Source organism: Rubellimicrobium arenae (assembly GCF_017916275.1).
Classification (GTDB): domain Bacteria; phylum Pseudomonadota; class Alphaproteobacteria; order Rhodobacterales; family Rhodobacteraceae; genus Rubellimicrobium; species Rubellimicrobium arenae.
On the sequence record NZ_JAFMST010000018.1, the window covers coordinates 1 to 20,524 of the forward strand.

General features: G+C 67.8%; 18 protein-coding genes. 8 read left to right on the plus strand and 10 right to left on the minus strand.

Going from position 1 to position 20,524, the window contains the following annotated elements:
* Positions 1 to 101: GDP-mannose 4,6-dehydratase (locus J3P31_RS20050; protein ID WP_210530347.1), on the minus strand; the 101-nt coding region annotated here is incomplete at its 3' end.
* A 300-nt stretch (positions 102 to 401) separates the two neighbouring features.
* Entirely contained in the window at positions 402 to 1,085 is a 684-nt protein-coding gene (locus tag J3P31_RS20055; protein WP_210530307.1) for a sugar transferase, read from the minus strand.
* A gap of 905 nt (positions 1,086 to 1,990) precedes the next feature.
* On the opposite strand from J3P31_RS20055, the gene J3P31_RS20060 reads away from it, so the two are divergent.
* A complete protein-coding gene (locus tag J3P31_RS20060) occupies positions 1,991 to 4,144 on the plus strand; it encodes a polysaccharide biosynthesis tyrosine autokinase (RefSeq protein WP_210530308.1) in 2,154 nt (717 codons plus the stop codon).
* A gap of 81 nt (positions 4,145 to 4,225) precedes the next feature.
* Here the strand turns inward: J3P31_RS20060 and J3P31_RS20065 are convergent, their stop codons facing one another.
* On the minus strand, positions 4,226 to 5,593 hold the full coding sequence (locus J3P31_RS20065; protein WP_210530309.1) for a polysaccharide biosynthesis/export family protein: 1,368 nt from the start codon (positions 5,591 to 5,593) through the stop codon (positions 4,226 to 4,228).
* Positions 5,594 to 6,089: 496 nt separating this feature from the next.
* Between J3P31_RS20065 and J3P31_RS20070 the strand changes: the two genes are divergently transcribed.
* Both J3P31_RS20070 and J3P31_RS20075 read left to right on the plus strand, forming a co-directional pair.
* A complete protein-coding gene (locus J3P31_RS20070) occupies positions 6,090 to 6,287 on the plus strand; it encodes a hypothetical protein (RefSeq protein ID WP_210530310.1) in 198 nt (65 codons plus the stop codon).
* A gap of 91 nt (positions 6,288 to 6,378) precedes the next feature.
* Complete coding sequence (locus tag J3P31_RS20075) at positions 6,379 to 7,134, plus strand: SDR family NAD(P)-dependent oxidoreductase (RefSeq protein ID WP_210530311.1); 756 nt, start codon at positions 6,379 to 6,381, stop codon at positions 7,132 to 7,134.
* 4 nt (positions 7,135 to 7,138) lie between these two features.
* Here the strand turns inward: J3P31_RS20075 and J3P31_RS20080 are convergent, their stop codons facing one another.
* Together J3P31_RS20080 and J3P31_RS20085 are read right to left on the minus strand one after the other, a co-directional pair.
* Positions 7,139 to 8,494: a family 1 glycosylhydrolase gene (locus J3P31_RS20080; protein WP_210530312.1), complete on the minus strand. Its 1,356-nt coding sequence runs from the start codon at positions 8,492 to 8,494 to the stop codon at positions 7,139 to 7,141.
* A 61-nt stretch (positions 8,495 to 8,555) separates the two neighbouring features.
* Complete coding sequence (locus J3P31_RS20085) at positions 8,556 to 9,587, minus strand: aldo/keto reductase (RefSeq protein ID WP_210530313.1); 1,032 nt, start codon at positions 9,585 to 9,587, stop codon at positions 8,556 to 8,558.
* A gap of 547 nt (positions 9,588 to 10,134) precedes the next feature.
* Between J3P31_RS20085 and J3P31_RS20090 the strand changes: the two genes are divergently transcribed.
* The 4 genes from J3P31_RS20090 (at position 10,135) to J3P31_RS20105 (ending at position 13,002) form a co-directional block, all read left to right on the plus strand.
* Positions 10,135 to 11,382 carry a glycoside hydrolase family 1 protein gene (locus tag J3P31_RS20090; protein WP_210530314.1) on the plus strand — a complete coding sequence of 416 codons (1,248 nt, stop codon included), beginning with the start codon at positions 10,135 to 10,137 and terminating at the stop codon, positions 11,380 to 11,382.
* A 90-nt stretch (positions 11,383 to 11,472) separates the two neighbouring features.
* Positions 11,473 to 12,300 (plus strand): aldo/keto reductase, encoded by an 828-nt coding sequence (locus J3P31_RS20095; RefSeq protein ID WP_210530315.1) that lies wholly within the window; start codon positions 11,473 to 11,475, stop codon positions 12,298 to 12,300.
* 61 nt (positions 12,301 to 12,361) lie between these two features.
* A complete protein-coding gene (locus J3P31_RS20100; protein ID WP_210530316.1) occupies positions 12,362 to 12,520 on the plus strand; it encodes a hypothetical protein in 159 nt (52 codons plus the stop codon).
* 83 nt (positions 12,521 to 12,603) lie between these two features.
* Entirely contained in the window at positions 12,604 to 13,002 is a 399-nt protein-coding gene (locus J3P31_RS20105; protein WP_210530317.1) for a VOC family protein, read from the plus strand.
* 70 nt (positions 13,003 to 13,072) lie between these two features.
* Here J3P31_RS20105 and J3P31_RS20110 read toward each other — a convergent pair whose 3' ends face one another.
* The gene (locus tag J3P31_RS20110) at positions 13,073 to 14,953 is read right to left on the minus strand and encodes a glycoside hydrolase family 2 protein (protein ID WP_210530318.1); all 1,881 of its coding nucleotides are present in this window, start codon (positions 14,951 to 14,953) and stop codon (positions 13,073 to 13,075) included.
* A gap of 717 nt (positions 14,954 to 15,670) precedes the next feature.
* Between J3P31_RS20110 and J3P31_RS20115 the strand changes: the two genes are divergently transcribed.
* Entirely contained in the window at positions 15,671 to 16,435 is a 765-nt protein-coding gene (locus J3P31_RS20115; protein ID WP_210530319.1) for a ZIP family metal transporter, read from the plus strand.
* An 8-nt stretch (positions 16,436 to 16,443) separates the two neighbouring features.
* On the opposite strand, the gene J3P31_RS20120 is transcribed toward J3P31_RS20115, so the two are convergent.
* Genes J3P31_RS20120 through J3P31_RS20135 form a run of 4 tightly spaced genes read right to left on the minus strand, consistent with a single transcriptional unit; the run spans position 16,444 to position 20,524 of the window.
* Positions 16,444 to 17,205, minus strand: a complete 762-nt coding sequence (locus tag J3P31_RS20120) for a potassium channel family protein (RefSeq protein ID WP_210530320.1) — start codon at positions 17,203 to 17,205, stop codon at positions 16,444 to 16,446.
* Between the two features lie 33 nt (positions 17,206 to 17,238).
* Entirely contained in the window at positions 17,239 to 18,333 is a 1,095-nt protein-coding gene (locus tag J3P31_RS20125) for a CgeB family protein (RefSeq protein WP_210530321.1), read from the minus strand.
* A complete protein-coding gene (locus tag J3P31_RS20130; protein WP_210530322.1) occupies positions 18,330 to 19,424 on the minus strand; it encodes a CgeB family protein in 1,095 nt (364 codons plus the stop codon). Before J3P31_RS20130 ends, J3P31_RS20125 begins: the two co-directional genes overlap by 4 nt.
* Positions 19,421 to 20,524: a CgeB family protein gene (locus J3P31_RS20135; RefSeq protein WP_210530323.1), complete on the minus strand. Its 1,104-nt coding sequence runs from the start codon at positions 20,522 to 20,524 to the stop codon at positions 19,421 to 19,423. The genes J3P31_RS20130 and J3P31_RS20135 overlap by 4 nt, the downstream gene beginning before the upstream one ends.

Sequence of the window (20,524 nt, forward strand, 5' to 3'; positions counted from 1 at the left end):
CGCTTGAGGCCATGCACCTCATAGCCTTTCTCAAGCAGGAACTCGGCCAAATAGGACCCGTCCTGTCCGGTGATCCCCGTGATGAGGGCTCGTTTTGTCACGCTTCGGACTCCTGGCGATAGGTCAACTGATCACGGCAGGCCGGGCGTCCGCCCGTCCATCGGCCGAATGGTTCGAAAGGGCGCGCCTGGACCGGCGCGCCGCATGGGGATGTCCGACCAGCGTCGTGCGGCCGCACCAAAGGGCCTGACATCGTCGAGACGATCGGACGGATCAATCTGCGTAGGATGGCGCCTCATCGCAGGAAGAAAACGATCTGTCCACCGATGAGTTGAGCAGATTAGGCGGTTACTCGCCAAAAGCGTGTGAAAGAGGACGCAGTACGGCGTCCTCTGGGGAGGTCAGATGCCTTTGCGGCCCAGGATCACCTGAAGCGTACGTCCGGCGATCCAGAGATCGAACAGGATCGAGGCGTGACGGACATAGTATAGGTCGGCCGCGACCTTGGCGTGCACCCCCTCGAGGCCATCCACATAGCCGACCTCGGTCTGCGCGAAGCCGCTGATTCCGGGGCGCACGGCGTGGCGCTCCCGGTAGCCGGGCACCTCGTTCACATACACCCGCGCATGGTCGATGAAGTCCGGACGCGGGCCGATGAGGCTCATGTCGCCCTTGAGGACATTGAGGACCTGCGGCAACTCGTCGAGCCGCGCCTTGCGGAGGATCGCGCCGAGCGGGGTGATCCGGTCGCTGTCCAGCGCGTCCCAGGCGCCCCGCTTGATGACGGGGGCGTCGGTCATCGACCGGAACTTGTAAGCGCGGAAGGGACGGCCGTTCTGCCCCATCCGTTCCTGGACGAAGAACAGGCTGCCATTGTTGAGGAAGGGGTTGAGGACCAGCAACCCCAGCGCGACCAGCAGCAGCGGCCACATCAGCACGAGTGACACGGCCACGTCGAAAGCGCGCTTGGCGGCCTGGTAGGCCAGCGACGCGGTCTTGGTCCGGGGCGCCCAAGCCGGGGCAAAAACCGGTCCGGTGGCGACAACTTCGCCAGCAGTCGTTACATTGGCAATAGAGCCGAGCATAACATTCCCTCGTTCGCTCCCTTATTGCGGGAGTTAATCGCTCCTTAACAAAGCGTCCGTGGGACGAAAAGATGGCGGGACAGGGACGAGTTCGCAAAGATGACCGGTGGCTTTCCGCGACAGGCAACATGGAAGCCGACATGCCTGTTTCTGCAGCAGAAGGAGAACCGCGGGAGGTGACCTCATCTGCCCTGCCTGCCCTCTAAATCTCTAGAAATGCTGGAAGAAACGACTGTTGGCCGCGACTCGCAGCTCGTTCGGGCCTGGTTCCGTCATCACGTACTTGTGATCGAAGGGGTGGGGTGAAGGGGGCTTTGGAGGGCTGGTCTCATGCCCAATTTCCTCATTTTGGACACAATTGAATGCAATATGGTGAAAATGGAAACAGTGGAATCGGCCGTCGTGAAGTTCGAACGGCCGGCTTTCTTCGGCTTTTCTAGAACATTCGACCAGTCCCCAAGCGGGAGCGGAAATGCGCTAGGACGGGCCTTTCAGGAGTAGAATGGCTTTGATCAGCAGGCGACGTGAAGGATCGCGAGTCTCCGGTGGCTTCGTGAGATGGGGTGCCTGGTCGCCCGATGACAATGCCCCTGCTCCCCAGCCGCTTCGGCCTGCTGGCACCTCGATCCGCAGCCCATCCGCAGGGGGACCGGAAAGCCGGCCGTGGCCCTTCGGCGACGGAGCGGGCAACTGTGCAACTTGACGGAGAAAGTCCTTGCAAATTTTCTACGATCCCGGATGAAGACCGCGACAGGCTCGCGCAACTTATAGTAGCGCGGGGTTGACGAACTCTCCCATTAAGCGAATAGTCGCCTAACCCACATCCTGCGGCTGTGCTTCAACCCTTATGCACAACCATGTCCTCGGCTATGTGGCCGGGACCCTGTTGGCCAGAGATCCCCGTCATGCAAAAGTCTTTGCAAGCTGTTCAATTCCAGCCGGCCGTCGTCGATGCGGAGGCCAATGATCAGGTTGACCTGCTCGAGATCGTTCGGACGCTCTGGCGCGGCAAGCACTGGATCGTGCTCTGCTCCGCCCTGGCCATGTCCTATGGCTGGTACCACGCCGCGGTCCAGTCCAGGCCGCTCTACATGTCCACCACGCAGATGGCCCTTCAGGTCGCCGACTCGCAGGTCATGAGCCTCCAGTCCCTCGTGACCGGCTTCTCGGGCGACAAGGCCAGCATCAACACCGAGATGGCGGTCCTGCGCTCGGGCGAGCTTCTGGGCCGGCTCGTGGACCGGCTGCACCTCGAGCAGGATCCCGAGTTCAACGACAGGATCTCCGACCCCCTGAACCAGCCCGGCCTGCTGTCCCGCGCCAAGTCGGCGGTCCGCAGCGCTCTCGGCATCAGCCACCCGGAACCGGCGGCTTCGCCGGAGGAGGTCCGGCAGGGAGTCGTCGACTCGGTCCGCGAGGCGATCGACGTGAACAGCAGCTTCGACACCTATGTCTTCAGCATCTCGGTCACCAGCCGTGACGCGGCGAAGTCGGCTCTGATGGCCGATACTCTGGCCGAGCTTTACCGCGACGACCAGATCCGCGCGAAGGTCGAGGCGACGGAGCGGGCGGCGACCTGGTTCTCAAACCGGGTGGGCGAGCTTCGCGCCGATCTCGACTCGCGTCAGAACCAGATCTCGGACCTTCGGGCCCGCAGCGCCCTCGTGAGCGCGGAAAGCCTCGAGGCCCTGAACGCCCAGGCCATCGAGCTCCGTTCCAATCTCCAGGAGGTCCGCGGCCAGGCCGAGCGGGTGGCCGAGCGTCTCGCCGCCCTGGAGGCGGCGCAGGTTTCCGGCGACCTGCAGGCCAAGGTCGAGGCCGCTCAGGACGGCCAGCTCGACGCTGCCGCCGCCGACCTCGCATCCGGGATGGAAGGCGCCCAGGCGCGGTTCGATCGCCGCTTCGACCAGATCGTCCTCCAGGCCCGGGCCGAGCAGGAGCGCGGCCAGAAGGCGGCCGAGGATCTCCAGCGGTCGGTCGACGACCTCTCCAAGCAGTTCGAGAGCCAGTCTTCCGACTTCCAGGAACTCCAGCAGCTCGATCAGGATGCGCAGGCGACGCAGGTGCTCTATGACACCTTCCTCCAGCGCCTGAAGGAAACGACGGCGCAGGAAAGCCTGCACCAGCCCGACAGCCGGATCCTGACCAAGGCCGCGCTGGGCCTGCAGGTGGCGCCCCGGGTGGCGCTCTCGATGGCGGTCTGGCTGGTGCTGGGAACGATCCTCGGAGCCGCCGTCGTCCTCGGACGCGAGTTCGTGCAGAACACCTTCCGCACCGTCGATGATCTGGAGCAGCACACGGGCCGCACCGTCCTTGGCCAGATCCCCAGGATCCCCGCCCGGACGCGGCAGGACACCCTCAACTACCTCCGGCACAAGCCCACCTCGGCCGCCTCCGAGGCGGTGCGGAACCTGCGGACTTCGATCCTGCTCTCGAACGTCGACAACCCGCCTCAGGTGATCGTGACGACCTCCTCGGTCCCGAGCGAAGGCAAGACCACCCTCGCGATCGCGCTGGCGCACAGCATGGCCGGCCTGGGCAAGCGCGTCCTCGTGATCGACGGCGACATCCGGCGCCGCACCTTCGACGCCTACTTCACCCAGGACAAGTCCAAGGGCGGCCTGATGGCGGTGATCTCGGGCAAGGCCAGCCTCGGGGACGCGGTCATGCGGTCCGAAGGGTTCGGCGTGGACGTGCTGAGCAGCGGCCAAAGGCCGGCGGTGAACGCGGCGGACCTGTTCTCGTCGGAAAGCTTCCAGCGCGTGGTGAACCAGGCGCGCGACGCCTACGATTACGTGATCATCGACACGCCGCCGGTCCTGGTGGTGCCCGACGCCCGCGTCATCGCGCAACAGGCGGATGCCGTGGTCTATGTCGTCCGGTGGGACAAGACCGTCCGGGGCCAGGTCGAGGAAGGGCTGCGGCAACTCCGCTCGGTCAATATCGCGGTGTCGGGCCTGGTGTTGTCCCAGATCGATCCCAAGGGCATGCGCCGCTACGGTTACGGCGATCGCTACGGGGCCTACTCCCGTTACGGCCGAAGCTACTACAACACCTGAGGGCCGAGGGGTCCTGCTCCGCCCCGCCTTGCACGGGGCGTCGGAAACGGCAAAGGGCGGCCCGCTGGGGCCGCCCTTTCCTTAGTCGACCGCCGCTGCGGCGTTCTGGACCAGCGTCGGGAAGAACTGCTGGAAGGCCCGGTTCCAGCGCGTGATGGGCTGCTCCTCGATGAAGACGATGTCGTTGGGGCGCATCTCGAACTGCGTGGCCAGCGTCAGGTTGGCGGCGTTCCGGATGTCCAGGTGCCAGGCCGTCACGGGGTCGGTCTGCGCGGGATCCGACGACGCCCGCAGCACATAGATCTGGGACGGGTTGCCGGTCGTGGTGCTGAACCCGCCATCGTCGAAGAGGGCGTCCGCCAAGGTCGCCTGCTGGCCGAAGGGCAGGGGATAGCGCTGCTGCCGGATCACCTCGCCCGCGAGATACACGTAATCGCGCGGGACGGCGCCCAGGTCCGACCGGGCCTGAAAAACGTCGCGCTGTTCGTCCAGCTCGCCGCGGCGGACCGAGATCTCCGCCTCCAGCTCCTCGATCGCGGCGGTCCGTTCGGCGCGGCGGAGGCTCGCGGCGTTGATCTGCTGCTCGTAGTAGCCGAGGGCACGGTCGAGATCGTAGCTCGTGTCCACGAAGACGGAGTCGCCCGGCAGGAGCTGGATCGACCGCAGGTCGCCACGGTCCGTATAGTCCCGGAGCGGGATCTGATACAGCGTGCCCGCCCTGTAGATCCGAATGGAGGCATATTCCGGGGTGCTCACGTTGAGGCCGCCCGCTGCCGTCAGCGCCTCGTCCAGCGTCGGGACGTTCAGCGTGACGGGAACGATCGTCGGGGTCGTCACGGCGCCCCCTACCGTGATCCTCTGGGAGTTGAACCCCGTGATCTCGAGGCTGAAGTCCGGATCGGCCCCGGTGTCCAGGAACCGCTCGAAGAGCCGTTGTTCGGCATCCTCGATGGTCAGGCCGCCGATCTGGACGGCGCCCACCTGGGGCACGGCGATCGCGCCGTCGTCACGCACCGTGTACTCCTGCCGGATCTCGCCCGCTCCGGCCAGGCCGCCCGCCTGAGGGGAGACATCCGACGCAGGGGCCGAGCGGGTGGCGAGCTGGACCACGTCGCCCACCCCGATCCGGTACGGCTCGGGCGTTGCGGCGGGCGGCGTGCGCAGCTCGAGCTGGCCGGGCTGGAAATCCGGCACCACAGGTGGCGCGGGCAGGGCGCCCGCTCCGCGGGGCGTGCCACCGCCTGTGGTCTCGGCAAAGGCCGCGGGAAGGCTGCGCGGCACGTAGGGCGTGCTGTTGGCGGCGGCGATGCTGGCCCGCGTCATCTCCAGGACGGTCACGCCGTCATCGGCCTGGTCGCTGATCAGGGGGCTGACATAGGTAACCCCGCACCCGCCCAGGGCCGTGGCTGAAGCAAGGAGAAGCGAGCGGAGCGTTAAGAACTTCTTCATCGGTTTTTTCTATGCCTTGGATCGCCGACACCTCGATGGTCGACGTGAAGGCTGAATGTCCCCCGCGTCACCTGTCCGGTGCACTGATAATGCAACCCTACCTTGTTCGTCATTACCGGGCGGGATGTCGAGTTGCGCGTTCCGCTCACAAGAGCATGATCCTGCCGGTTGTGGCCAGTGATGCACGCCGCGACGGCACAACTGGCAGGGTGGCACTGTTGCAGCTTTGCGCCGTGTCGGGCCGAAGCTGCCGGCCCGCACGGGGGGTAGGGCGTCGGGTGTCGCCGCTGCCACACCGCGCCGGGTCACGCAGCACCGATTTTGGAGATGTCCCGCGGGGGTGCTTATGTGCTTAGCATGGTTCGCAGGTCTGTTCCGGCGGAACCGGACGGAGCGTCCCTGGCAGCCTGGCGACGATGGGCGAGTGAATCGAGTAGACATGGCCACGACACATCTTCCTTCCGCCTCCGCGGACCTCCCTGCCGGTCCGAGTTCCATGGCAGCGGGTCGTACGCGCCAGGAGCCGCGGACAGAACGACCGGACGCGACCCTCGACCGCCCGGCCCCGTGGGTTGGACGCCATGTCCCAGCCCCTCCGCCCGAAGACGACCGGGCCTTGGCGCGGATGCTGGCCCTGGCGTTCCTGGCCGGCCTGGGCATCTGGGTGGCCCTGGGGCTCTACGTCCTGCTCTGAGGCGATCGCGCGGGCGCGGACGCCGATGACACCGCGCCCGGATCGTCCTACCAACTTCGCGCACGCCGATCCGGCGGCACGGGGGAGGGATATGGGCGAGGACTTCAAGAACGTCGTGGTTCTGGTAACCGGGGCAGGGCGCGGCATCGGACGGGCCGTGGCCCTGGAGTTCGCACGGCAGGGGGCAGCCGTCGCGCTGGGGCTTCGCGACCCGGCCACCGGCGCGGGGCTGGCCGAGGAGATCGAGGCTCTGGGCGGCACGGCCCTGGCGCTGCGGATGGATGTCACGGACCTGTCGCAGGTCGATCGCGCCGTAGAGGAGGCCGAGGCCCGGCTGGGTCCGATCGGGGTGCTGGTGAACAACGTGGGCTTCAGCCGTCCCGCTCCGGCGCTCGAGGTCACGCCCGAGGATTTCGACGACATGGTGGCCGCCAACGTGAAGGGCGCGTTCTTCACGGCACAGGCCGTGGCGCGCCGCATGGCCATGCGCGGCGGCGGGCGGATCGTCAACATGGGCAGCCAGGCCGGCGCGGTCGCGCTCGAGAACGAGTCGGTCTACTGCATGACCAAGGCGGCCCTGGCGCACCTGACCAAGTGCTGGGCGGTCGAGTGGGGACGGCTCGGGATCAACGTGACCTGCGTGGCCCCGACCTTCACCGCGACCGAGGGCGCGGCGGTCTGGCTGGAGGACGAGGCCTTCCGGGACAGCGTGCTGGCCCGCATCCCCCTGGGACGGGTTGCGACCGTCGAGGATGTGGCCCGGACCGTCGCCTTCCTCGCCTCGCCGGGGGCAGGGATGATCACGGGGACGACGCTGATGGTGGACGGCGGCTGGACCGCGGTCTAGGCGCCTACCATCCGCCGGGTGGGGATCCGGGCGAGCGGCCGCCGCTGCCCGGGCGGGGGTCGCGCCGCGTGGCGGTGCGCCGCATGGTCCGCACCGCCAGCCGACGCAGGCGATCCGGCGCGCTCTCCTCCTCGTCCTCGCCGTCCTCGGGCATGTCGAGCGGGAGGACGAGGCAGTGGCTCTGCGCGGGCAGGACGCTCGACCAGTCCTGGATGAGCTGCTTGTAGCATTCGCCCACCGGCCGGATGTTGCGGTCGAGGTCATAGAGCCCCAGCGGGTTCACGTGCCCGTTGTCCTCGCGCAGCGCCGAGTCCCAGTCCACCTGATCGGTGATCGAGTACCAGGTGAAGCCCAGAACCGGGATGCCGACGTTCCGCACCCGCAGGACGTTGGCCCATTCCTTCCAAAGCCAGTCGACCGCCTCGCGCCCCGAGGGGCCCTGGTTCAGGTTGGTTTCCGTATGCATCACCGGCATCTGGTAGCGGTCGTGATACTGCCGCGTGATCTCGGCGTAGCCGAAGATCTCGCCCGAGGCGTCCATGTGGCCGTCGGCATAGACCCGATGCTCGTTCGTGACGTAGTAGTCGGTCCCCATGACGCAGAACCGCCGGAGGCGATTGGTCATGAAGAAATCGTACTCCTCGCGCGTCATCCCGTTGTCGAGCAGGAACTGGTACATCCCGCTGTCCACCCGGTACCCGTAGTTGAGGTCGAGCGACAGGAACCTCTGCTGGTTCAGCGACTCGGCCCGGCCGATCGCGGCGGGGGAGGAGGCATGGAAGTACTCCGACGACTCGCTTTGGATGAAGAGGGCGTCGGGCCGGACCTCCAGGATCGCATTCATCGCCAGCACATTCGCCTTCACGAGGTGCTTGAGCGCCGTGACGAAGCCCTGGTCGGTGGTCATCTGTTCGTTCCACCAGCCATAGCGGCCGGAGAACTGGGCGCAGATGAACATCTCGTTGACGGGGGTGTACAACTGCACCCAGGGGAAGCGGGCCGCGAAGTCGCGGGCGTAGCGGGTGAACAGGAGCGGGAAGTCGCCGTTCTGGAAGTTGCCGATCCAGTCCGGCACGCCGAAGTGGCACAGGTCCACGATCGGCATGATCCTGAGACGTTTCAGCTCGGCGAAGGTCTCGTCGGCGAACTCCCAGTCGTACTGGCCGTCGCCCAGCCAGGTGCGGTGGATCGGGGGGCCATAGCGGAGGAACCGGATGCCCAACTCGGTCACGCATTCGAAGTCGCGCTTCCAATGCGTGTAGTGCCCGCACTTCTCCATCTCGTCGACGCGATGGGTGCCGTTTCGGATCGTCGGGTAGCTGTTCTCGACCCCTGTGGCGAAGATGAAGCCTGCGGCCATGTCGTTCCCCTCTGTCCCCCGTCGCAACGTCGCGGGGGCCGGGGGGTTCCTGCGCGGCTGGCTAGCGGCCCCCCTCGATGCGGCGGTTCCGTTGCGCGATGCCCTTGGCCCCATAGGGGTAGTCCCCGGTGATCGGCGCGCTCACGGCGTCCAGCCGGGCCGCCTCCTCGGCCGAAAGCGTCAGGTCCGCCGCCTTCAGATTCTCGGCCAGCTGCTCCGGGGTGCGTGCGCCCAGAATCACCGAGGTCACGGCAGGCTTGCCCTTGAGCCAGGCGATGGCCACCTCGGCCATGCTGGCGCCCCGCGTCGTGGCGATGGCCTCGACGGCCCCCAGGATGTCCCAGGTGCGCTGGTCCGAGTTGCGCGGCCCGAAGGCCTCGACGCCCCGGTTCGGATCCTCGCCCAGCCGGGTCGTCCCGCTGGGCGTCACGTCCCGCCTGTACTTTCCCGTAAGCCAGCCGCCGCCCAGCGGCGACCAGGGCAGCAGGCCGATCCCGGCGTCGAGGCAGGCGGGGACGATCTCGTGCTCGATGTCGCGGGCCAGCAGGTTGTACTGCGGCTGGAGGGTCACCGGGGCGGCCCAATGCGCGGCGCGGGCCAGGTGCACCGCCTTGGTGACCTGCCAGCCCAGGTAGTTCGAGAAGCCATAATGGCCGATCTTGCCGGCGCGGACCGCGTCATCCAGGAAGCGGAGCGTTTCCTCCAGTGGCGTCAGGGCATCCCAGGCATGGACCTGATACAGGTCCACATGCTCCAGGCCCAGCCGCAGGAGGGAGGCCTCCAGCGCCCGCATCAGGTGGCGGCGCGACAGGCCGAGGTCGTTCGCACCCTCGCCCATGGGGAAACGGCCCTTGGTGGCGATCACCATCTGCGCGGCCTCGGTCGGGCGCGCCGCGAGCCAGCGGCCGATGATCGTCTCGGAGGCGCCGGCGGTGTACACGTCGGCCGTGTCGATGAAGTTGCCGCCGGCCGCGGCATAGTCATCCATCATCCGGAACGAAGCCGCTTCGTCGGACTCCGCGCCGAAGGTCATCGTCCCCAGGCACAGCGCCGTGACCGCCGTGCCGCTGTGCCCCATGCGTCTGAATTCCATCCCGTCCTCCCTGATGCGGCAGGTTGCCCCGGCCCGCCGGCCGGACAGTACCTAGCGCCCCGGCAGGCGAGACCAGCTTGCCAAGCCGGGCCGCGCGTCCAGCGGGCCACAGTCAAGCGCGTCCAAGCGGAGCCAGCAAACCTATGCTAAACTTAATGGAAATCCGCGCGGGATGACGCCGAAACTGGGAACCGGTCCCGGGCCGTGGGACGTTGAACCCGTGTCGTGTGGGGCTACAAACAGGACCACGAACACGACGGCCCCGGGTCGCCACAAGTAGCGGAGCATCATCACCCCGAGCCGAGTTCACCGGATCATCGATGAACCCGCGCGTCAGGCGACCCCCAGGACAAGAGGCCCATCCCCTTATCACCCAGTCAGCGATCCCGGAACGGAAATGAAACGAAACCTGTCCAGACACCGCGCGCCTGACGACTTGGGATTGGACTTCCCGGTCTCAACGCCCGACCTCCCCTTCGAGATCGGTCCCCGGCCGGCTTCGGCCGTTCCCCGCCTATCCTACATCACAGGATTTGAGGGAACGCAGATGTTCGGCCACGGGACCGACGTGCTCGACACCACCGAGCACACGGTCCGCTACAAGGAGGACTTGAAGCTCCTCGCGGCCGATGGGATCACCACCTTCCGCTGCTGCATCCCCTGGCACAAGATCGAGAGGGTGCGCGGAGTCTACGACTGGGCGTGGACTGACCGGTACCTGGGCTATGTGCGGCGGCTGGGGCTCCGGCCCATCGCGGACCCGCTTCACCACACGAGCTTTCCGCAATGGCTGGAGCATGGCTTTGCCAACCCGGAGTTCCCGGAGATCTACCGCGACTTCGTGCGCGCCTTTGCCCGGCGCTATCCCTGGATCTCGGACTACACGATCATCAACGAGCCGCTGGCCACCGCGGTCCTGAGCGGCTTCATGGGCGAATGGTACCCGCACTGGCGCGACCGCGCCGGGGTCGTGCCGATCATCCTGGGCAAGGCCAAGGCGATCAGCCTGATCACGCCCATGCTGGAACGCATGGTGCCGAACCTGCGCATCGTCCATGTCGACACCTGCGAGGAGCACCACGCGCTCGACCCGGAGTCGCAATACCATACCGACTTCGGCAACGACCTGCGCTTCGTGGTCCTCGACCTGATCCTGGGCCGGGTGGACGAGGCGCATCCGCTGTGGGCGACGCTGACCGAACATGGCCTCAGCCCCGAGGACGCCGCCTGGTTCCGCGACAATCCAAGCCGCATCGACGTCCTCGGGCTCGACTACTACGCGCACAGCGAGTTGGGCTGGACGGTCGAGGGGCAGAGCGACGACTTCCTGCCGCGCGGGTTCAAGGCCGTCGCGCTGTCCTACGTGGAACGTTATCCCTTTCCGATCATGCTGACGGAAACCAACGTCCGCGGCCGCATCGAGGACCGGATCAGCTGGCTCAAGTACATGGTGGGCGAGTGCGAGGCCCTGGTTCCCGAACTCGAGGCCAGGGGCGGGCGGTTCGAAGGCTTCTGCTGGTATCCCTACATCGATTCGACCGACTGGTGCTCGCTCGTGCGGCAGCCCAACCGGCTCATCGACCCGCAGGGCATCTATTACCTGTGCAGCCGCTTCAACCGGCAGCGGTCGGAACTGTCCCACCTGTACGCCGCCCTCGCGCGCGGGGAGATCGGCTCGGCCGAACTGCCGGCCTACCGTTTCGAGGAGCCGGTGCTCGTGGGGCGCAGGGTCGGCAAGTATCTGCCCCACATGGCGCATTGGAGCTGGAAGGACGGTGTTCCAAGCCTGACCTGACCCGGCGTCCGGGCAGGGTCGCGGCCCGGATGCGCTTGCACTTCGGGCGGCTCCGCTAGTTTGTTGCCCTGCGCAACACAGGAGCCGCCCATGACGCCGAACATGCCCATGCTGACCTTCAACGACGGTCGGACCATGCCGCAGATGGGCTTCGGCCTGTGGCAGGTGCCGTCCGGGGACACAGCCGAGATCGTGGGCGAGGCTGTCCGGGCGGGCTATCGCATGTTCGACGGGGCGGCGATCTACGGAAACGAGGAAGGGCTGGGCGAAGGGCTCCGCCGCTCCGGCCTGTCCCGGGACGAGTATTTCGTCACCACCAAGGTCTGGAACGATCGCCAGGGGTCCGACAGCGCGATCCGCGCGGCGGAGGAAAGCATGGACCGGCTCGGGCTCGACCGGCTGGACCTCCTCCTGATCCATTGGCCCGCCCCCCAGCGCGACCTGTACGTGGACACATGGAAGGCCTTGATCCGCCTGCGGGACGAAGGCCGCGTGACCTCGATCGGCGTGTCGAACTTCCTGCCCGATCATCTGGACCGCCTCGTGGGCGAGACGGGCGTGGTGCCCGTGCTCAATCAGATCGAGCTCCACCCCGAGCTGCCGCAGGCCGAACTGCGGCAGAAGCATGCGGAGCTGGGCATCGTCACCCAAAGCTGGACGCCCCTGGGTCAGTCGCGCACCTTCGACCACCCTGTCATCCGGCGCGTGGCAGAGCGGACCGGGGCCACCCCCGCGCAGGTCATCCTGGCCTGGCACGTCGCCCTGGGCTGCGCCGTGATCCCGCGCTCCACCAAGGCCGAGCGTCTGAGGGAAAACCTGGAGGCGCTGGCGATCCAGCTCGAGCCGCAGGAGGTCGCCGCGATCGAAGGACTGGAGAACGGCCATCGGACCGGTCCGAACCCGCTGACCTTCTCCTGAAAAGGGCAGGAACAATCGGGGGCTGCCTGCTGTTGACCGATCGTCATGACAGGAGGACGCCATGGCCAGTGACGAAACCCCCGAGGAAGTTCCGCCCGGCACCGTCGGCTCGGGCGAGAACACCTGCCGCAAGTGCGAAGGCACGGGCCAGGTGGACGGCAAGGATTGCCCGGACTGCGGCGGCACCGGGACGGTGACGACCCCCATCGGCGGGGCCTGAGCCCCGAAAAGGGGGCAGGGCGGGCGCTTGTGGCCCGCCGCGTCCGCCGTCATGAGATGGGCAGGCAAGACGGAGTGACCTGCATGGCCAAGGCGATCCATTCCATGATCCGCGTCCTTGAGGAGGCGCGGTCGGTCGAGTTCTACGAGCGGGCGTTCGGCCTGGCCGTGGACACGCGGCTCGACTTCGAGAGCTTCACGCTCCTGTACCTGCGCAACGCCGAGGCCGACTTCGAGCTGGAGCTCACCGTCAACAAGGGCCGGACCGCGCCCTATGATCTGGGCGACGGCTACGGGCACCTGGCCTTCGTGGTCGAGGACCTCGAGGCCGAGCACGCGCGCCTGACCGCGGCGGGCTACGCCCCTCGCAAGCTGGTGAGCTTCGCCCCCGACGGCGGCGAGCCCATCGCGCGCTTCTTCTTCATTGCCGACCCGGACGGCTACCAGATCGAGGTGCTGCAAAAGGCCGGACGATACCGCTGAGCCGGAATGTGGAAAGGGGGAGCGGTCGACCGCTCCCCCTTTGCCTGTGTCGTTCGTCGGCTTTGCGGGATCAGATCGCCTTGGCCCAGGCGTCGCGCGCCCGTTCGTTGGCCAGCCGCACGGCGTCGCCCGGATACTTGGGCAGGCCGTGGCCGTCGAGGATGCCGTTGATCTCGCCCATCGAGGTCTCGTCCTCCGGGTCGTTGCCCGCGTCGCGGGTCTGCGTCAGCACATAGCCACCGCGCAGGACCGGCATCTGGCCCATGATGTCGATCAGGTCCGACAGTTCGGCCGCCCATGTTTCCGGATCGCGGTGGATCTTGCCATACGCGAAGACCCCCTTCGACGGGCGGTTCAGCAGCGCGCGCCCCCCGACCTCGGACAGCACGAGCGGGGTCCGCCCGTCGTAGCTGTAGCCGTTCGGGTGGAAGACATGCCGGGGATTCTTTCCCCAGGCGCCAGGCTCGGGCCACTGCGGGATGCGGCCGTAGATCGCGCGGACCTTCTCGTTCTCGGCGTATTCATGGATGTTGAACATGAGCCGGTTCGGATCGAGGCGGTTCTGAAGATGGCCGTTCTTGCGCACGGTGACGCAGCGCCAGCCGTCATTGGCCGCGTAGGGCATCCCGGGAGGAGCGATCTCCTCGGTCAGTTCGCCCAGTTCGTACTGGAAGCCCTCGCGGTCCTCGTGAGTGGCGTCGACCTCGTGATGGTAATGCTCGAGCAGGCCCCAATCCTCGTTCCCGGGAACAAGGAAGAAGACGCACGGGTGATTCCAGGCGTAGGCCCGCACGATGCGGCGCCATTCGTCCAGCGCCTCGGCCCGGGCCCTGGGGTCGAGAAGGTTGCGGGCCGACGGCATCTCCACGGACAGCCAATAGCCCATCTTGTCGGCCAGCCACAGGTCGCGGTGGCGGGGGGTGGTCTGGTGCCGCCGCTCGCCGGTGAAGCCCTGCTCGAGCGTGCGCTCGTAGTCGGTCAGGGTGTGCCGGTCGGTGGGGGTGAAAAGCGTGTCCGGATAGATCGCCTGGTTCAGGAGGCCCTGCAGGTAGAACGCTTCGCCGTTCAGGCGGTAGTAGCCGTCCTGCATGACGAAGTCCCGGAACCCGGCATAGGTCTCGATCTGGTCGAGGACCCGGCCGCGCCGGTCGAGAAGGGTCAGCGAGCCGAAGTAAAGGTTCGGCGTCGCGGGCGACCAGGCCAGCACGTCCTCGACGCGGCCGGCCAGCATCGCGCGGCCATCCTCGACCGGGGCGCGCAGCTCAAGGCCGCCGCCATCCTCGTGGGAAAGCGTCAGGACGACCGAATGGGCGTAGCTGTCGCCCAGGACCTCGACCGTGGCGGCGAGATCGCCGGACGCCCTGGCCGTCAGGGACAGGTCGCCGAGCCGCGTCTCGCCGGCATGTTCGATCCAGACGGATTTCCAGATCCCGGACATGTTGGCGTAGAAGATGGCCCCTTCCTTGGGCTTCCGCTCCTGCTTGCCGGACAGGATCGACCGGTCCTGCGAGGAGTCCGTCACCACGACCTCCAGCCTGTGGAGCGTGGTGGCCTGAGCCTCGAGCCCGAGGCGCAGCACGGAGAGCGGCACGAAGACCGAGCAGGGATCCCAGGCGCCCGAGTGGCGGGTCAGGGCGACGCCGTTGACCGACACCTCGGCCTGGTGATCGATCCCCTCCAGGTGGAGGACGGCCCCCCGCCAGTCGAAGGGCAGCTCGAAGGTCGTTCCGTAGCGGAGGGTGACCTCGCCTTCCGGCACGGCGATGCCGTTGATCTTGGCCTGCGGCGGAAAGGGAACCACGACGGGCTGAGCGGGTTCACCATTCACCGACAGCGCCCAAACGCCGTCGAGCGGAAGGGTCTCGCGCCGCATGCGCGCGGGGTTCGGAGCCGTGTCCCGGGTCAGGATCGGCAGGGGATTGAGACCGAAGTCTAGGGCCTGGGTCTTCATTGCTCGCCTCGCTCATGTGAGGACCGCGTCCTCAACCGCTTCTGTCCCGGCGGTTCTGGGTCAGCTTAAGGTGGAATAGGGTTATTTCTTGGGCAGAGACCGGCCGCGTCCATTTTCCCGGACCGGTGTGGCCAGCCTGCATCGCGGCCGCTGGCCTGAGTGATTCTGCGTCCCCGCAATTTGTCCCGGGCCGGGATCTATCGCCGATTGGCTCTGCCCGGCGTGCGCTTAGCGCCTCGCATTGTTTCCGTCGAGAAGTTTCCGAGCGGACTGAGCCGAACCTTGCTCACGTGTTCGTGGCCCATTTTCGAACCCTCCGATACTCCTCTGGCGACCTCTGTGGCCCTCCTCGGACGCGCCCTCATCCAGGGGTGAAAGGCGGCCATCCGCTGCCCATCCAGATGGGGATTTCGCCCCGTGCCCGCAATCACGAGTCGCGGAGCGGAACCGCCGTGAGCGGCCCGTCAGAACCGCCCCCCGCTGTGCACGGCGGAGGCTTCTCCGGGCGGGAATCCCACACCCGACAGGGCTCTGCCCGGGACCGCTGGCGCCACCCCGACCAACCCGTCCCGAAGGGGGCAGGAACAAGGAAGGCGTGCCGCCGTTGGCTGGAGGCCCGCCCGGCGAAATGGCCGGGGCAGGGGGCAGGAACGACCGCGAGGTCCCGTTCTGGGTCAGGGTCATGTCCCCGGGACGGCCAAAGGGTGGAGCACAGGCATGCCGATCTGGGCACAGGCAGGGCTTTGGGGGTTGCTGGGCGGGTCGGCCCTCGTGGTCGGGGCCGCGCTGGCCTACCTGGTCACCCTGCCCAGGCGGGTCACGGCCAGCATCATGGCTTTCGGATGCGGGGTTCTGGTCTCGGCGGTGGCCTATGATCTGATCCTGGAGGGCTACGAACTGGCGAGCTTCCGCCCCATCGCGATCGGGGCGCTTGCAGGCTCTCTGGCCTATACGGCGGCGAACTGGCTGGTGTCCCAGGGGGCGCTCTCGCAGGCCGGACGGCACCGGAAGAGATCCGGCGGGCAGCAGGCCGATGCGAGCGAAGGGGGAGGGCTGGCCATCGCCGTGGGCTCCCTGCTCGACGGCATCCCCGAATCCGTGGTGCTGGGGGTCGGCCTCCTGAGCGGCGGAGGCATCAGCCTGGCCGTGCTGGCCGCGATCTTCCTGTCCAACCTTCCCGAAGGCCTGTCGAGCGCCGTGGGCATGCGGAAGGCCGGCCGCAGCAAAACCTATGTCTTCGGGCTGTGGAGCGGGATCGCGCTCGCCTCGGGCCTTGCCGCGGCTGGCGGGGCGGCCTTGATGGGAGACTCCTCTCCGGAGCTCCTGGCGCTGGTAAGCGCGGTGGCGGCGGGCGCGCTGCTCACGATGATTGCCGACACCATGATTCCGGAGGCGGTGGAGGGCGAGGGCGGGCTCGCCGGGCTGTTCGTGGTGCTGGGGCTGCTCGTGGCCTTCGGGCTGTCGCGGGGCCTGGGCGCGTAGGGGCGGGTTCAGTCCGTCCCTTCGTTGGGGATGTTGAGCAGGGTTCCGCAGGCCTTGCAGTGAACGGCATCCGGGTCGTGCCGCAGGAGGCCGCAGGTCGGGCAGGCGAAGCGGACCTTGTTCGGGCGGAACAGAACCTGGGCCAGGCGCAGGAACAGCGTCACCCCGAAGATCATGATGAGGACGGTGAGCATCCGGCCCAGGGTCCCCGGCAGGGTGATATCCCCGAAGCCCGTCGTCGTCAGCGCGGTGACCGTGAAGTAGAGGGCATCGGCGTAGTTGGAAATGTCCGGGTTGGTCCAGTGCTGCGTCTCGTAGACGATGGCCGTCATCACGAAGACGAACACCCCCAGGTTGGCGATGGCGAGGATGACCTCCTCGTTCCGGCTGATCGGGTGGCCGGGATCCTTGATGTCGTTCAGGACCGTGTAGGTGTGGAGGATGCGCAAGGTCCGCAGGACCCGCAGGAAGCCCGCCGCCTCTCCCGTCAGTGGCGCAAGGAAGGACACGATCGCGACCACGTCCGTCCATGTGCTGAGCCGGAGGAGCTCGCGCCCCCGATGCCGGCTTATGGCGAACCGGGCCAGGAGATCGAGCAGGATGAGGATCCCGAGAAGGACGTCAATCGCCTCGATGGCCGGGCCACGTTCCGTGAAGGACGTGCCCACGATGAAGACGAGCGTGAGAATGTCGAAGGCCAGGAGCCAGGCGCGGAACCGCTGCCCCCGTTCGGTCTGGCCTTCGTAGAGGTCCCGGAGCAGTTCGATCATGGTGGACGACATCCAGGGCGCCGGGCCGGAGGTTCAGGTCCCCGTCGCCGCGACCGCTTCGACCCTGGTGCGGAGCGCGCGTGCCAGCTCCCGCGCCCGGGCCCGCCCGGTGTGGCCGGACAGGACGCGGTTCCGGCCGGCCGCCCCGATCCCAAGGCGTCGCGGCTCGGGCAGGTCGAGGGCGCGAAGGACGTCGTCGGTCCCTTGGGCGATGATGATGGCGTCCCCGGCGGGCAGGAGGTCCGTCAGGCCGCGCCAGTCATCCGAGATGATCGGGGTCCCGCAGGCCGCGGCCTCGAACAGGCGGACCGAGGGCGACCAGCCCATCCGGCGCATCGCGGCCCGCGTCACGTTCAGCGTGAACCGCTGGGCGTTGTAGAAGGCCGCGTGGTCGGCGGGGGGCAGGTGCTCGATCCGCTCCACGTTCGCGGGCCAGTCGATATGGTCCGGGTACTGCGGGCCGGCGACGACGAAGCGCAGGTCGGGCCGACGCCGCGCCGGTTCGAGGAGCAGTTCCTCCAGCGTGGGCTGCCGGTCGTCGCTGTAGGTGCCCAGGTAGCCCAGGTCCCACTGCTTGGCGGCCTGGGGATCCGGGGGATAGGCTGTTGGGTCCACCGAGCAGTAGAGCGCCTCGGCCCGCCGCGCGCCCCGCACAAGCTCCAGATGGTCCAGGACCTCGCCGCCCGAGAAGGAGAAATACGTGTCGAACAGGAGCACCTGCCGGGTCGCGACATAATCCTCCCGCCCTTCGTCCAGGGCGGCCAGCGTGACCGGCGTGTCGATGTCGTAGAAGCAGAGCTGCTTGAGCCCTATGGCGGCCAGCTGGTCGATCAGCCGGACCCCTTCGGGAACGTAGGAGCCGACGATGACGGCATCCGCGGCCCGAAGCCGGTTCCCGTAACGGGCCAGCATGGCGTCCAGGTCGTCATAGAGCGCGAACTCGCAGAAGTCAGGCTGGGGCAGGTCGCGCTGCGAGGCATACCAGGGCATGTCGCGTTCCAGGAACAGGACGCGATGGCCTTCGGCGTCCAACCCCCGGATCAGCGCCCGGAACGTGGTGGCATGACCGTTCCCCCAGGACGAGGAAAGCGTCAGCCCCAGGATGACGATGTCGAGCGGGCGGGTCACTGGGCGGCCTCCATCCGTCCGGCGTGAAGCCGGAACAGCTCGTCCGCCTGCGCCGCCCGCTGGTCGTAGGTGTGGTGGGCGAGCACTCGGCGAAGGGCCGCCTGACCGACCCGCCGGGCCTGCTCGGGCGTGACCGTGCGGACAGCCTCGGCCACGTCGGCCCCGTCACGGGCGACCAGGACCTCCTCGCCCGGGGCGAGGAACAGCTCGATCCCCTCCCAGGCGTCGGTGACGAGGCAGGCGCCCGCGCCCGCCGCCTCGAAGACGCGCGTGGCGGGGGAAAAGCCGTTCACCGCCATGCTGTCGCGGGCGACATTGAGGACCATGCGCGGCGTGCAGTTCAGCGCGTTGTGGTCGGCGGTCGGAACATGGCCCAGCTTGCGGACATTGTCGGGCATCCAGACATCATGCCAGCCGTTGCCGCCCAGGATGAACCTCTGGTCGGGAAGGAGCCCCGCCGCCCGCGTGAAGAACTCGGCCACGCGCGCGTCCCGGTCGGGAAGGCGATTGCCCAGGAAGGCCAGGTCGCATTCGAACCGTGGCTCGGGCTGGACCGGGTGGTGCGTCTCGGGGTCGAGCGCGTTGTAGACCGGCACGCAGTCGCGCGCCCCGAAGCCCTTGTAGGCCGCGACCACCGGGTCGCCGCCGCCGTAGGTCAGCACCATGTCGAGGTCCGGAAGCCATCGGCGCAGCGCATGGTCGGGCGCGCCCCGCATCTCGGCCAGCGTCGCCGGGGCGTCCACGTCCCAGAAGATCCGCAGGGCGCCGGGCCGGGCCGCCGTCATCACCTCGGACAGGATCAGGTCATCCTCGAAGCCGACGCCCGAGGCCTTGACGACGATGTCGTAGTTGACGGCCTCGGCCGCCACCTTCCTGAGAGCCTCGACCGTGCCATCGTAGACCACGACGCGGGCCCAGTCGGGCGGGTCGATGTCGCGGTTCTTCTGCCGGTCGTAGACATCGGGCTCGTAGAAGGTCGTCTGGTAGCCCCGCTTGTGCAGCGCCCGGATGATGCCCCGGTAATAGGTCGCCGCCCCGTTCCAGTATGCGGAAAGGAGGCTCGATCCATAGAAGGCGATGGTCTTGGTCATGCGGTCTTCCTTGCAGGCGCGCGGAGCTGGTCGAGGACGGACAGCAGCTCGTCCACGCGGTGGCGGCAGGTGTGGCGGGCCTGGATGGTCTCAAGTCCGCGCCGCGCCTGCTCGGCCCGGGCGGCGGGGTCGTTGACGAGGGTGCGCAGATGCGCCCGCATCTCCTCGCCGTCCCGGGCCCAGAGGAAATCGCCGGGGCGGAACAGCCCTTCGGCGTCGTCCCAGGGCGCGCTGACAAGCGGGATGCCGCAGGCCAGCGCCTCGAAGGGGCGGATCGTCGGAATGCCGGGCAGCTGCTCGACGTAAGGCCGCCGGGGGACGTGGACGGTCACGCGGTGGCGGGCAAAAGCACGCGGCACCTCGGCATTGGGAATCCAGCCGCCATAGGCGATCCCGGCGTCGGAGAGCCGGTCCAGCGCCTCCTGCGGATAGCGGACGCCGCGCACGGTGGCACGCAGTCGCAGGTCGCGGGCGGGCTCGATCAGGAACTCGGACAGTTCGGCGCTGCGCTCGTCGTCGCCCCAGTTGCCGATCCAGATCAGGTCGCCCTCCTCGGGCTCCCCGGGCAGGGGGTGGAAGAGCGCGTCGTCAGCGGCCTCGTGCCAGGAAAAGACCTGACGGCCCCAGCCCGCCTTCAGATACCGCTCCCGCAGGGCCTGCCCAAAGGCGAGGACGCCGTCGTAGCCGGACAGGTCCATCGCTCCGATCTCGCCCTCCGCGCTGACGGCGCGGTGATGGGTGTCGTGGAACAGGAGCGTGAAGCGCCCGCCGCGCTTGCGGGCCGCGCCGATGCGGGCGACCAGCGTGGGCTCGCTCCATTCGTGGACGATCACCACGTCGGCGGCGTCCAGCGCGGCCTCGTGGTCGAAATCCGCGTCATAGATCGTGGTGGACAGGCCCGGAAAGTCGCGGTGGAAGGCCGCGACCGCTTCGGGACCGCCGTCCGCGAGGAGGTTCTCGCGGCTCCAGGCGCCCGCCGGCTCGAGCGCCAGCGTCTGGTGCCCCCGGCGGTTCAGGTCGCGCATCACGCCGCGCAGGAAATGCGCGTTGCCGTGGTTCCAGTCCGAGATCAGCGAATGTGTGTAGAAGAGAAAGCGCAT

Bases quoted from the DNA above. Each gene is read 5' to 3' on its own strand.
- J3P31_RS20095 (WP_210530315.1), top strand. From the start codon at position 11,473: ATGACGCCGAACATGCCCATGCTGACCTTCAACGACGGTCGGACCATG.
- J3P31_RS20085 (WP_210530313.1), bottom strand. From the start codon at position 9,587: ATGGAATTCAGACGCATGGGGCACAGCGGCACGGCGGTCACGGCGCTG.
- J3P31_RS20090 (WP_210530314.1), top strand. From the start codon at position 10,135: ATGTTCGGCCACGGGACCGACGTGCTCGACACCACCGAGCACACGGTC.
- J3P31_RS20060 (WP_210530308.1), top strand. From the start codon at position 1,991: ATGCAAAAGTCTTTGCAAGCTGTTCAATTCCAGCCGGCCGTCGTCGAT.
- J3P31_RS20055 (WP_210530307.1), bottom strand. From the start codon at position 1,085: ATGCTCGGCTCTATTGCCAATGTAACGACTGCTGGCGAAGTTGTCGCC.
- J3P31_RS20065 (WP_210530309.1), bottom strand. From the start codon at position 5,593: ATGAAGAAGTTCTTAACGCTCCGCTCGCTTCTCCTTGCTTCAGCCACG.
- J3P31_RS20120 (WP_210530320.1), bottom strand. From the start codon at position 17,205: ATGATCGAACTGCTCCGGGACCTCTACGAAGGCCAGACCGAACGGGGG.
- J3P31_RS20135 (WP_210530323.1), bottom strand. From the start codon at position 20,524: ATGCGCTTTCTCTTCTACACACATTCGCTGATCTCGGACTGGAACCAC.
- J3P31_RS20115 (WP_210530319.1), top strand. From the start codon at position 15,671: ATGCCGATCTGGGCACAGGCAGGGCTTTGGGGGTTGCTGGGCGGGTCG.
- J3P31_RS20110 (WP_210530318.1), bottom strand. From the start codon at position 14,953: ATGAAGACCCAGGCCCTAGACTTCGGTCTCAATCCCCTGCCGATCCTG.
- J3P31_RS20105 (WP_210530317.1), top strand. From the start codon at position 12,604: ATGGCCAAGGCGATCCATTCCATGATCCGCGTCCTTGAGGAGGCGCGG.
- J3P31_RS20100 (WP_210530316.1), top strand. From the start codon at position 12,362: ATGGCCAGTGACGAAACCCCCGAGGAAGTTCCGCCCGGCACCGTCGGC.
- J3P31_RS20075 (WP_210530311.1), top strand. From the start codon at position 6,379: ATGGGCGAGGACTTCAAGAACGTCGTGGTTCTGGTAACCGGGGCAGGG.
- J3P31_RS20080 (WP_210530312.1), bottom strand. From the start codon at position 8,494: ATGGCCGCAGGCTTCATCTTCGCCACAGGGGTCGAGAACAGCTACCCG.
- J3P31_RS20070 (WP_210530310.1), top strand. From the start codon at position 6,090: ATGGCAGCGGGTCGTACGCGCCAGGAGCCGCGGACAGAACGACCGGAC.
- J3P31_RS20130 (WP_210530322.1), bottom strand. From the start codon at position 19,424: ATGACCAAGACCATCGCCTTCTATGGATCGAGCCTCCTTTCCGCATAC.